Origin of the sequence: Pseudomonas sp. R9.37 (assembly GCF_963878885.1) — a bacterium.
Classification (GTDB): Bacteria; Pseudomonadota; Gammaproteobacteria; order Pseudomonadales; family Pseudomonadaceae; genus Aquipseudomonas.
The window spans coordinates 132,888-144,635 of record NZ_CAWNZA010000046.1 but is presented as its reverse complement, the minus strand read 5'-3'; the positions used below and the strand labels follow the sequence as shown (position 1 = coordinate 144,635).

At 61.0% G+C, this 11,748-nt stretch carries 10 protein-coding genes; 9 read left to right on the top strand and 1 reads right to left on the bottom strand.

Annotated elements, in window-relative coordinates:
* Positions 1-11 precede the first annotated feature (11 nt).
* Positions 12-512, bottom strand: a complete 501-nt coding sequence (gene tpx, locus AACU78_RS22550; protein ID WP_106577885.1) for a thiol peroxidase — start codon at positions 510-512, stop codon at positions 12-14.
* 171 nt (positions 513-683) lie between these two features.
* On the opposite strand from tpx, the gene AACU78_RS22545 reads away from it, so the two are divergent.
* The 9 genes from AACU78_RS22545 to AACU78_RS22505 all read left to right on the top strand — a co-directional run bounded on the left by AACU78_RS22545 (position 684) and on the right by AACU78_RS22505 (position 11,638).
* Positions 684-1,973 carry a glycosyltransferase gene (locus tag AACU78_RS22545; protein ID WP_106577884.1) on the top strand — a complete coding sequence of 430 codons (1,290 nt, stop codon included), beginning with the start codon at positions 684-686 and terminating at the stop codon, positions 1,971-1,973.
* A 72-nt stretch (positions 1,974-2,045) separates the two neighbouring features.
* On the top strand, positions 2,046-2,951 hold the full coding sequence (locus tag AACU78_RS22540; protein WP_106577883.1) for an AraC family transcriptional regulator: 906 nt from the start codon (positions 2,046-2,048) through the stop codon (positions 2,949-2,951).
* A 217-nt stretch (positions 2,952-3,168) separates the two neighbouring features.
* Entirely contained in the window at positions 3,169-4,452 is a 1,284-nt protein-coding gene (locus AACU78_RS22535; protein WP_371924143.1) for an ABC transporter substrate-binding protein, read from the top strand.
* Positions 4,453-4,659: 207 nt separating this feature from the next.
* Positions 4,660-5,586: a carbohydrate ABC transporter permease gene (locus AACU78_RS22530; protein WP_106577881.1), complete on the top strand. Its 927-nt coding sequence runs from the start codon at positions 4,660-4,662 to the stop codon at positions 5,584-5,586.
* A gap of 10 nt (positions 5,587-5,596) precedes the next feature.
* The gene (locus AACU78_RS22525) at positions 5,597-6,427 is read left to right on the top strand and encodes a carbohydrate ABC transporter permease (protein ID WP_016968929.1); all 831 of its coding nucleotides are present in this window, start codon (positions 5,597-5,599) and stop codon (positions 6,425-6,427) included.
* A 37-nt stretch (positions 6,428-6,464) separates the two neighbouring features.
* A complete protein-coding gene (locus tag AACU78_RS22520; RefSeq protein WP_106577880.1) occupies positions 6,465-7,568 on the top strand; it encodes an ABC transporter ATP-binding protein in 1,104 nt (367 codons plus the stop codon).
* A gap of 16 nt (positions 7,569-7,584) precedes the next feature.
* Positions 7,585-9,066 (top strand): mannitol dehydrogenase family protein, encoded by a 1,482-nt coding sequence (locus AACU78_RS22515; RefSeq protein ID WP_106577879.1) that lies wholly within the window; start codon positions 7,585-7,587, stop codon positions 9,064-9,066.
* A 139-nt stretch (positions 9,067-9,205) separates the two neighbouring features.
* Complete coding sequence (gene xylB / locus AACU78_RS22510) at positions 9,206-10,687, top strand: xylulokinase (protein WP_106577878.1); 1,482 nt, start codon at positions 9,206-9,208, stop codon at positions 10,685-10,687.
* Positions 10,688-10,699: 12 nt separating this feature from the next.
* Positions 10,700-11,638, top strand: coding sequence for a carbohydrate kinase family protein (locus AACU78_RS22505; RefSeq protein WP_106577877.1), 939 nt, complete (start codon positions 10,700-10,702; stop codon positions 11,636-11,638).
* Positions 11,639-11,748: the final 110 nt, after the last annotated feature.

The window sequence follows — 11,748 nt, the reverse complement described above, 5'->3', positions numbered from 1 at the left end:
CGCTGAAACAGTTACTTCAAAACAGCCAAGGCGGCTTCGTAGTTCGGCTCTTGGCCGATTTCGCTGACCAACTCGCTGTGCAGCACGTTGTTGTTTTCGTCCAGTACCACAACGGCACGGGCGGTCAGGCCGCGCAGCGCGCCTTCGACAATCGACACACCGTAGTCAACGGCGAAGCCCGGGTCGCGGAAATCCGACAGGTTCTTCACGTTTTCCAGGCCTTCAGTGCCGCAGAAACGGGCCTGGGCAAACGGCAGGTCGCTGGAAATGCACAGCACCACGGCATTGTTCAGGTCGTTGGCCTGAGCGTTGAACTTGCGTACCGAAGTGGCGCAGGTTGGGGTGTCAACACTTGGGAAGATGTTGAGTACTTTGCGCTTGCCGGCGAATGTGGCCAGGGTTGCGTCCGACAGGTCGCCGGCAGTCAGGATGAAATCGGGGGCCTGGGTACCGGTTTGCGGCAGCTCGCCTTCAACCTTGATTGGGTTACCACGATGGGTGACTTGAGCCATGAAGAGAATCCTTATGCTGGGTTTATTGAAACGAATTCGAGACGCAGAAGTTAACCACAAACGGGCGAAGCTACCTATGGCCGGGCGTAAATTGTCATGCGGGCGCCCGATTAACAACGGCTATGGTTTAATTGCGCGCTTTTCGCCCGCCCTTCAAGGAATCCGTTGTTGATGAATCAGCCCGCCACCAAAGTCCTGGTCATTGGTTATGTCTGGCCGGAACCACGCTCCTCGGCCGCCGGCGGGCACATGATGCAGATATTGCAGAGCTTCCTGGACCAGGGCTGGGACATCACGTTCAGCAGCCCGGCAACCGTGGGCGAGCACAAGGCCGACTTGCCGGCGCTGGGCATCACCGAATGCGCCATCGAACTCAATAACAGCAGTTTCGATGATTTTATTCGCGAGCTGGCCCCGGATATCGTGGTATTCGACCGCTTCATGATGGAAGAGCAATTCGGCTGGCGCGTAGAGAAGTGCTGCCCCGACGCCCTGCGCGTGCTGGAAACGTCCGATTTGCAAAGCCTGCGTGACGCTCGCCACCAGCGTTTCAAGGACCACCTCAAGGCCCATCCCGAGAGCGATGACTTCAGTGCGCTGTTCAATCCAGCATTAAAGGAAGAATTCCGGCGGATGGCCGACACCGACCTGGCCAAGCGCGAAATCGCGGCGATTTACCGCTGTGATATCAGCCTGGTGATCTCCGACGTGGAAATCCGCCTGCTCACCGAACAGTTCAAGGTGCCCGCCGCCCTGCTCCACGGGTGCCCGTTGATGCTGGAACCGCCGACCGAACCTTTCGCACCGTTCGAGGACCGCGCGCACTTTCTGAGCATTGGCAACTTCCGCCATGCGCCCAACTGGGATGCGGTGTTATGGATGAAGAGCAGCCTGTGGCCGCTGATCCGTCAGCAATTACCAGGCGCGCAGTTACATATCTACGGTTCCTACACCCCGCCCAAGGCCACGGCATTGCACAACCCAGCGCAAGGGTTTCATGTGATGAACTGGGCCGAAGACGCCCTGCAAGTCATGAGCGCCGCGCGTATCTGCCTGGCACCGCTGCGCTTCGGCGCCGGGATCAAGGGCAAGCTGATGGACGCAATGCTCTGCGGCACGCCGAATGTCACCACGCCCATAGGCGCCGAAGGCATGGGTGATGAGCAACCGTGGCCGGGTGCGATCGAACACAGCGCGCCGGCCCTGGCAGCCGCCGCCGTGGCGCTGTACCAGGACCGCGAACGGTGGACCCAGGCCCAGGAGGATGGCCGGCGCCTGCTTGCCCGCCGCTACGACCAGGCCCTGCACGGCCCGGCGCTGGTGCAATGCCTGGAGCAGTGCCGCCTCCGGCTCGCGGCCCATCGCCGGGACAACTTCACCGGCAGCATGCTGCGCCACCATGCGCATAAAAGTACGCAGTACATGTCCCAGTGGATCGAGGCCAAAAACCGCAGCGTCTAGCCATCGAGGCTGGCGAGGTCGCGCGCAAGGGGGCATTATCCCTGGCAGCAACCACAATAAAGCGACGGCAGCATGACCCGAGCAACGCGAATCACCGACCCTTCCTACGAGCTGATGGACGATCACAACGGTCTGTCCATCATCTATCGCCAACACGGCTTCCCGTGCCCGCTGGTGCGCTGGCATTTCCACAAGGAATACGAGCTGCACTTGATTGTCGCCAGCTCTGGCAAGGTGTTTATCGGCGATTACATCGGCAATTTTTATCCGGAAAGCCTGTTCCTCACCGGCCCCAACCTGCCCCACAACTGGATCAGCCAGGTGGAGGAAGACGAGGTCGTGCCCAAGCGCGACATGCTGGTCAACTTTACCGATGAGCTGTTCGAGGGCGGCAGTCAGATCTTTACCGAGCTCAAGAGCCTCGCGCCGTTGCTTGAGCGCGCGCAATACGGCATCGAGTTCCGCTGCAAAAAAACCATCGCCCAGGCCATGACGTTGATGCAGCGCATCGAAGACGCCCAGGGCATGGCGCGCCTGGGGCACTTTTTTATCTTGCTGGAAGTGCTGAGCGCGTGTGAGCACTACCAATTATTGTCTGGCGTGACCACGCCGCAACTGGCGGATGAGCACAGCATCGACCGCACCAACCGCGCGGTGGACTACATTTTCGCCCACTACGCCCGCGAGTTATCGCTGGAGGAAGTCGCGGAATACCTGGGGATGAAGCCGACGTATTTTTCCCGCGTATTCAAACAGGCCACGGGGCGCACGTTTATCGAGTTCGTAAACCGGTTGCGCATCAGCAAGTCCTGCGAATTGCTGGCAGACGGCGATAAAGCCGTGACCGACGTGTGCTTCGAGTCGGGTTTCAACAACATCTCCAACTTCAATCGGCGCTTTCAGCAGCTCAAGGGCATGACGCCCTCCCACTACCGGCGCCTGGCAGTGCAGCGGCTGACGGAACAAAACCTGGCTTAACTGTTTCAGCAACCTGGCTGATCAGTGCAAAAAAGTATCAGTCCAAGTGCGCCCAAGGATTTGTCATAACCCCATTTGAAGGCTGTAATCAACGCACACTCTTCCTGACTGTTCGTAGGAAGACACAACAACAATAACTGTCCTTCTGTAGCCCCTGGGCGCAGAAATGGAGTGCGCGATGAAGTTCACAGCAAAAACGCTGCTTGCCTGTTCTTGCATGACTGTATGCATGACCCTCAGCGCCGTCAGTTTTGGCGCGCAAACCCTGACCATTGCCACCGTCAACAACAGCGACATGATCCGCATGCAAAAACTCTCGAAGACCTTCGAGACCGAGCATCCGGACATCAAGTTGAACTGGGTGGTGCTCGAAGAAAACGTGCTGCGCCAACGCCTGACCACCGACATCGCCACCCAGGGCGGACAGTTCGACGTGTTGACCATTGGCATGTACGAAGCCGCACTCTGGGGCGCCAAGGGCTGGCTGGAGCCGATGAAAGATCTGCCGGCGTCCTACGACCTCGACGATGTTTTCCCTTCAGTGCGTGACGGTTTGTCCGTCAAGGGCTCGCTGTACGCCCTGCCGTTCTACGCCGAAAGCTCGATCACCTACTACCGCACCGACCTGTTCAAGGACGCAGGGCTGACCATGCCCGAGCACCCGACCTGGACCCAGATCGGCGAATTCGCGGCCAAACTCACCGACAAGACCAAAGAGCAGTACGGCCTGTGCCTGCGCGGCAAAGCCGGTTGGGGTGAGAACATGGCGCTGATCACGACCCTGGCCAACGGCTACGGCGCGCGCTGGTTCGATGAGAAGTGGCAACCCGAATTCAACGGTCCCGAGTGGAAGGACGCGCTGAACTTCTACGTCGACAACATGAAGAAATCCGGCCCGCCGGGTGCATCCAGCAACGGTTTCAACGAAAACCTGGCGCTGTTCAACAGCGGCAAGTGCGCGATCTGGGTCGATGCCAGCGTGGCCGGCTCGTTTGTCACCGACAAAACTCAGAGCAAGGTCTCCGATCACGTGGGCTTCACCTTTGCCCCGCACGAGACGACCGACAAGGGCACGTCGTGGCTGTACTCCTGGAGCCTGGCGATTCCCACCAGCTCCAAAGCCAAGGACGCCGCCAAGGTCTTCACCAGTTGGGCAACGTCCAAGGAATACAGCCAGCTCGTGGCCAAGACCGACGGCATTGCCAACGTACCGCCAGGCACGCGCAAGTCGACCTACAGCGACGAATACATGAAGGCCGCGCCGTTTGCCAAGGTAACGCTGGAATCGCTGAAAGTCGCCGACCCGACCAAACCGACCCTCAAGCCGGTGCCGTATATCGGTATCCAGTTGGTGACCATTCCTGAATTCCAGGCCATTGGTACCCAGGTCGGCAAGTTCTTCTCGGGCGCGCTGACCGGTCAGCAAACGGTGGATCAAGCCTTGACCGCCGCGCAGACCACCACCGAGCGTGAAATGAAGCGGGCGGGCTATCCCAAATAAGCGGGTTCATCCCTGTCAATGTGGGAACGGCTTTATGTAGGCGCTGCTTTCATGTGGGAGCTGGCTCGCCTGCGATACAGACACCTCGGTCTTTCTGTTTAAACCGAGTTGATGCCATCGCAGGCAAGCCAGCGCCCACACAAGCCAGCGCCCACATTGACCGCGCTTCGACTCTAGTTTTGCATGTACCTGACTGGTTCTGACCCTATGAATACCACCACTGCCAAAGTGCAAACCGCCGCGCCTGAAAAGCCGCGCAAAAGCCGCCTGGCCAACCCCGGCTGGTTCCTTGTCAGCCCCTCGGTGGCCTTGCTGCTGCTGTGGATGATCGTGCCGCTGGGCATGACCCTGTACTTTTCGCTGATCCGCTACAACCTGCTCTACCCCGGCGAAAACCAATTCGTGGGCCTGGAAAACTTCACTTACTTCATCACCGATTCAGGCTTCCTGCCCGGCGCCACCAATACCTTGCTGCTGGTGGGCAGCGTGCTGTTGATCAGCGTGGTGTTCGGCGTGTTGATCAGCGCCCTGCTCGAGGCCAGTGAGTTTTTCGGCCGTGGCGTGGTGCGGGTGATGTTGATTTCACCGTTCTTCATCATGCCCACCGTCGGTGCGCTGATCTGGAAGAACCTGATTTTTCACCCGGTGTCGGGGATTCTCGCCGCCGTGTGGAAGCTGTTCGGCGCCGAGCCCGTGGACTGGCTGGCGCACTACCCGTTGCTGTCGATCATCATCATTGTGTCGTGGCAATGGCTGCCCTTCGCCATCCTGCTGCTCATGACCGCCATGCAGTCCCTGGACCAGGAACAAAAGGAAGCCGCACGCCTGGACGGTGCCGGCGCCATCGCGATCTTCTGGCACCTGACCCTGCCCCACCTGGCGCGCCCGATTGCCGTGGTGGTGATGATCGAAACCATCTTCCTGCTCTCGGTGTTTGCCGAAATCTTCACCACCACCAACGGTGGTCCGGGTTACGCCTCGACCAACCTCGCCTACCTGATCTACAACCAGGCGCTGGTGCAGTTCGACGTGGGCATGGCCTCGGCCGGCGGCTTGATTGCCGTGGTCATCGCCAACATCGCGGCGATCATCCTGGTGCGGATGATCGGCAAAAACCTGACTGACAAGCCTTGAGGGCCGCGCCATGACGCTTCAACAATCCCGCCGCCTGCAAAGCCTGTTGCTCGGCACCCTGGCCTGGGCCATCGCGATCCTGATTTTCTTCCCGATCTTCTGGATGGTGCTGACCAGCTTCAAGACCGAAATCGACGCGTTCGCCACCCCGCCGCAGTTCATCTTCACGCCGACGCTGGAGAATTACCTGCACATCAACGAGCGCAGCAACTACTTCGCCTACGCCTGGAACTCCGTGGTGATTTCGTTCAGCGCCACGGCCTTGTGCCTGCTGATTTCGGTACCGGCCGCCTACTCCATGGCGTTCTACGAAACCCAGCGCACCAAGGGCACGCTGCTGTGGATGCTGTCCACCAAGATGCTGCCGCCGGTGGGCGTGCTGATGCCGATCTACCTGCTGGCCAAGAGCTTTGGCCTGCTGGATACGCGCATCGCGCTGATCATCATCTACACCCTGATCAACCTGCCGATTGTGGTGTGGATGGTTTACACCTACTTCAAAGACATCCCCAAGGACATCCTCGAAGCCGCGCGCCTGGATGGCGCCACGCTGTGGCAGGAAATGGTCCGCGTGCTGCTGCCGATTGCCAAGGGTGGCCTGGCCTCCACGGTATTGCTGTCGCTGATCCTGTGCTGGAACGAGGCGTTCTGGTCGTTGAACCTGACCTCCTCGAATGCCGCACCGCTGACCGCGCTGATCGCCTCCTACTCCAGCCCCGAAGGCTTGTTCTGGGCCAAATTGTCCGCCGTGTCGACCCTGGCCTGTGCGCCGATCCTGATTTTCGGCTGGATCAGCCAGAAACAGCTGGTGCGCGGTTTGTCCTTCGGCGCCGTCAAGTAACGGTTTCTTATAAAAATTCCAAGTGGAGGCCCATCCCATGGCCAACCTGAAAATCAAGAATCTGCAAAAAGGCTTCGAAGGCTTTTCCATCATCAAGGGCATCGACCTGGAAGTGAACGACAAGGAATTCGTCGTGTTCGTCGGCCCCTCGGGCTGCGGTAAATCCACCCTGCTGCGCCTGATCGCCGGCCTTGAAGAAGTCACCGAAGGCACCATCGAGCTGGATGGCCGCGACATCACCGAAGTCACCCCGGCCAAGCGCGACCTGGCGATGGTGTTCCAGACCTACGCGCTGTACCCGCACATGAGCGTGCGCAAGAACATGTCGTTTGCCCTGGACCTGGCCGGCGTCGACAAGAAGCTGGTGGAAAGCAAGGTCAGCGAAGCGGCGCGCATTCTCGAGCTCGGCCCGCTGCTGGAGCGCAAGCCCAAACAGTTGTCCGGCGGCCAGCGTCAGCGTGTTGCCATCGGCCGCGCGATTGTGCGTAACCCGAAGATCTTCCTGTTCGATGAACCGCTGTCCAACCTCGACGCCGCCCTGCGCGTGCAAATGCGCCTGGAACTGGCGCGCCTGCATAAAGAGCTGCAGGCGACCATGATTTACGTGACCCACGACCAGGTCGAAGCCATGACCCTGGCCGACAAAGTGGTGGTGCTCAACAGCGGCCGCATTGAACAGGTCGGCTCGCCGCTGGAGCTGTACCACCAGCCGGCCAACCTGTTTGTGGCAGGCTTTCTGGGCACGCCGAAAATGGGTTTCCTCAAGGGCAAGGTCACCCGGGTCGAAGGCCAGGGCTGCGAGGTGCAACTGGACGCCGGCACCACCATCAGCCTGCCATTGAGCGGCGCCACCCTGAGCGTCGGCAGCGCGGTGACCTTGGGCATTCGTCCGGAGCATCTGGAAATCGCCTCGCCCGGCCAAACCACGCTGACCGTCACCGCCGACGTCGGCGAACGCCTGGGCAGCGACACCTTCTGCCACGTGATCACCGCCAACGGCGAGCCGCTGACCATGCGGATTCGTGGCGACATGGCCAGCCAGTATGGCGAGACCCTGCACCTGCACCTGGACCCGGCGCACTGCCATCTGTTCGACACCGACGGCGTGGCCGTGGCCCGTCCACTGCGCGCTGCCGCCTGATTTCGCGAGATTTGTGATGAAACTGAATAAGCAAAACCTGACCCAACTGGCGCCGCAAGTGAAGATCCCGTCCTATGCGATTGCCAGCACCACGCAGGGCATCGCGCATATCGGCGTCGGCGGTTTCCACCGCGCGCACCAGGCGTATTACACCGATGCCTTGATGAACACGGGCGAAGGCCTTGACTGGAGCATCTGCGGGGTCGGCCTGCGCGCCGAAGACCGCAAGGCTCGCGATGAGCTGGCTGGCCAGGATTACCTGTTCACCCTGTATGAATTGGGCGACACCGACGACACCGAAGTGCGCGTGATCGGCTCGATCAGCGACATGCTGCTGGCCGAAGACGGCGCCCAGGCGTTGATCGACAAGCTCGCCGACCCGCAGATTCGCATCGTTTCGTTGACCATCACCGAAGGCGGCTACTGCATCGACGACAGCAACGGCGAGTTCATGGCCCACCTGCCGCAGATCCAGCATGACCTGGCGCACCCCAAATCGCCGAAAACCGTGTTTGGTTTTATCTGCGCGGCGCTTACCCAACGCCGCGCGGCCGGTGTGCCGGCGTTTACCGTCATGTCCTGCGATAACCTGCCGCACAACGGCGCCGTCACGCGCAAAGCGCTGCTGGCTTTCGCTGCCCTGCACAACGCCGAGCTGCACGACTGGATCAAGGCCAACGTGAGCTTCCCGAACGCCATGGTCGACCGCATCACGCCGATGACCAGCACCGCCCACCGCTTGCAGCTGCATGACGAGCATGGCATCGACGATGCCTGGCCGGTGGTGTGCGAACCCTTTGTGCAGTGGGTGCTGGAAGACAAGTTCGTCAATGGACGCCCGGCCTGGGAAAAGGTCGGTGTACAGTTCACCGATGACGTCACGCCCTACGAAGAGATGAAGATTGGCCTGCTCAATGGCAGCCACCTGGCCCTGACGTACCTGGGTTTTCTCAAGGGTTACCGGTTTGTGCACGAGACCATGAACGACCCGGTGTTTGTCGCTTACATGCGCGCCTATATGGACCTGGACGTCACGCCAAACCTGGCGCCGGTGCCGGGCATCGACCTCGCCGAATACAAGCAGACCCTGGTGGATCGCTTCTCCAATCAGGCGATTGCCGACCAGTTGGAGCGGGTGTGTTCGGACGGCTCGTCGAAGTTTCCCAAGTTCACCGTGCCCACGATCAATCGCTTGATTGCCGATGGGCGTGAGACTGACCGCGCGGCGCTGGTGGTCGCGGCCTGGGCGCTGTATTTGAAAGGCGTGGATGAGAATGGGGTGAGCTACACGATCCCGGATCCACGTGCGCAGTTTTGCCAGGATTTGGTGAGTGATGATGCGCTGATCAGCCAGCGGTTGTTGGGTGTGGAGGAGATTTTCGGCAAGGCTATTCCCAATTCTCCCGAGTTTGTGGCAGCGTTTGAGCGGTGCTATGCAAGCCTGCGCGACAAGGGCGTTACCCAAACCCTGCAAAACCTCTTGAAGAAATCGGCTTAACAATGTGGGAGGGGGCTTGCCCCCGATGGCGGTGTATCAGTCAAATACCCTTCACTGACCCACTGCTTTCGGGGGCAAGCCCCCTCCCACATTTGATCGGGTTTTCAATCCAAAAAACCACACTGCTGAGCACTCCACCATGACCCGGCAAAACCTTTACCTTGGCATCGACTGCGGCACCCAAGGCACCAAAGCCATCGTCCTCGACGCCACCAGCGGCAAGGTACTGGGCCTGGGCGCCGCCGCGCACACGCTGATCAGCGGCGCCAATGGCCGGCGCGAACAACATACCCAGGAATGGCTGGACGCTTTTACCGAAGCCACGCACCGCGCCTTGCAACAGGCCGGCGTGGACGGCCAGGACATCCTCGGCATCGGCGTTTCCGGCCAGCAGCACGGGCTGGTGCTGCTGGATGACCAAGGCCAGGTGCTGCGCCCGGCCAAACTGTGGTGCGACACCGAAACCGCACCCGAAAACGACCGCCTGCTGCAACACCTGGGTGGCGAAAGCGGCTCCCTGGAACGCCTCGGCGTGGCGATTGCACCGGGTTACACCGTGTCCAAACTGCTGTGGACCCGCGAGCAGCACCCGGACGTGTTCGCACGCATCGCGCATATTTTGCTGCCCCATGATTACCTCAACTTCTGGCTCACCGGCCGCGCCGTCGCAGAATTCGGCGATGCGTCGGGCACCGGCTATTTCAACGTGCGCACGCGCGAATGGGACGTGGCGCTGCTTCAGCACATCGACCCCAGCGGCCGCCTGCAAGCTGCCTTGCCTGAACTGATCGAGGCGCATCAAAGCGTGGGCACGATCCTGCCAGCCATCGCCGAACGCCTGGGCATCAACCCCAACGCCCGCGTCTCCAGTGGCGGCGGCGACAACATGATGGGCGCCATCGGCACCGGCAACATCGCACCGGGCGTGATCACCATGAGCCTGGGTTCGTCGGGCACCGTGTATGCGTTTGCCGATCAGCCGACTGTGAGCCCCCAAGCGTCGGTGGCGACTTTCTGCGCCTCCAGCGGCGGCTGGTTGCCATTGATTTGCACGATGAACCTGACCAACGCCACCGGCGTGATTCGCGAACTGTTCGACCTCGACCTGGCCGCCTTCAACGCCCTGGTCGCCCAGGCACCGATTGGCGCCGACGGCGTCAGCATGCTGCCCTTTCTGAATGGCGAACGTGTGCCCGCCCTGCCCCACGCCACTGGCAGCGTGCACGGCTTGACCATGACCAACCTGACGCGCGCCAACCTCTGCCGTGCGGTGGTCGAAGGCACCACGTTTGGGCTGCGTTATGGGCTGGACCTGCTGCGCCAGACCGGCCTGCAAAGCCTGCGCATCCGCCTGATCGGCGGCGGTTCAAAAAGCCCGGTGTGGCGCCAGATGGTCGCCGATATCATGAACACCGAAGTCGTCTGCACCGAACAAAGCGAAGCCGCCGCCCTGGGCGCGGCGATCCAGGCGGCGTGGAGCCAGTCCGGCGAGTCCCTGGCCAGCTTGTGCGACAAATGCGTAAGCGTCGACCCGGCCAGCCGCACGCTGCCGGTGGCGGCCAGTGTCAGTGCCTACCAACACGCTTACGAGCGCTATCAACAACTCGTGGCAACCCTTTAAGAGCGAACGACTATGTATCTGGTGTGTGGCGAAGCGCTGTTTGATTTTTTCAGCGAGGAGGATGCCAGCGGTCAGGCGTCCAAGGTCAATTACAAGGCAATTGCCGGCGGCTCGCCGTTCAACGTGGCTGTGGGCTTGCGCCGTCTGGGCATCGACTCCGCGTTGTTCGGCGGGTTGTCCAATGATTTTCTCGGCCAGCGCTTGCTGCACGTGCTCAAGGACGAGGGCGTCAGCGAGCAATTTCTGGTCGAATTTCCCGCGCCGACCACCCTGGCGATGGTGGCTGTGGGCGCCAATGGCTCACCGCAGTACAGCTTTCGCGGCGAAGGCTGCGCCGACCGCCAGCTGCGGGTGGTGCACTTGCCCACGCTGGGCCATGAAATTCGCGGGCTGCACATCGGTTCGTTTTCGCTGGTGGTACAACCCATCGGCGACACGCTGCTGCACCTGGTCAAGCGCGAAAGCGGCAAACGCCTGATCAGCCTGGACCCCAACGTTCGGCTGAACCCGCAGCCGGATATCCAATTGTGGCGTGATCGCGTGGGCGAGTTGGTCAAGCACGCCGACCTGATCAAAGTCAGCGACGAAGACTTGCACCTGCTCTACCCCGACCAGTCGCCGGAAAGCGTGCTGCAAGGCTGGTTGCAGCACCGCTGCCAACTGGTGTTTCTCACCCGAGGCGGCGACGGCGCAACGGTGTTCAGCCGCCAGTACGGCAGTTGGTCTGCACCGGCGGTCAAGGTGGCGATGGCCGATACCGTGGGTGCCGGTGACACCTTCCAGGCGGCATTGATTGCCTGGCTGACCGAGCAGCAGCTTGATTCGGTAGAGGGCCTGCAACAGCTGTCGCGCGAGCAGATCGACAGCATGCTCGGCTTCGCCATTCGCGCCGCCGCCCTGACGTGCAGCAAGACCGGGCCGGACCTGCCATACCGCGCTCAGTTGGGCTGATTACCCATCACAGCAGGCCACGTCTTTGGTGGCCTGTTGTCAGAACGCATGCGGCCCCGCAGGGCCGTCAGCGCGAACAAAGCCTGCTGGCCATGACGGGTGGCGGGCGC

Excerpts from the sequence above, each read along its gene's own strand:
- tpx (WP_106577885.1), bottom strand. The coding sequence starts at position 512 with ATGGCTCAAGTCACCCATCGTGGTAACCCAATCAAGGTTGAAGGCGAG.
- AACU78_RS22545 (WP_106577884.1), top strand. The coding sequence starts at position 684 with ATGAATCAGCCCGCCACCAAAGTCCTGGTCATTGGTTATGTCTGGCCG.
- AACU78_RS22540 (WP_106577883.1), top strand. The coding sequence starts at position 2,046 with ATGACCCGAGCAACGCGAATCACCGACCCTTCCTACGAGCTGATGGAC.
- AACU78_RS22535 (WP_371924143.1), top strand. The coding sequence starts at position 3,169 with ATGACTGTATGCATGACCCTCAGCGCCGTCAGTTTTGGCGCGCAAACC.
- AACU78_RS22530 (WP_106577881.1), top strand. The coding sequence starts at position 4,660 with ATGAATACCACCACTGCCAAAGTGCAAACCGCCGCGCCTGAAAAGCCG.
- AACU78_RS22525 (WP_016968929.1), top strand. The coding sequence starts at position 5,597 with ATGACGCTTCAACAATCCCGCCGCCTGCAAAGCCTGTTGCTCGGCACC.
- AACU78_RS22520 (WP_106577880.1), top strand. The coding sequence starts at position 6,465 with ATGGCCAACCTGAAAATCAAGAATCTGCAAAAAGGCTTCGAAGGCTTT.
- AACU78_RS22515 (WP_106577879.1), top strand. The coding sequence starts at position 7,585 with ATGAAACTGAATAAGCAAAACCTGACCCAACTGGCGCCGCAAGTGAAG.
- xylB (WP_106577878.1), top strand. The coding sequence starts at position 9,206 with ATGACCCGGCAAAACCTTTACCTTGGCATCGACTGCGGCACCCAAGGC.
- AACU78_RS22505 (WP_106577877.1), top strand. The coding sequence starts at position 10,700 with ATGTATCTGGTGTGTGGCGAAGCGCTGTTTGATTTTTTCAGCGAGGAG.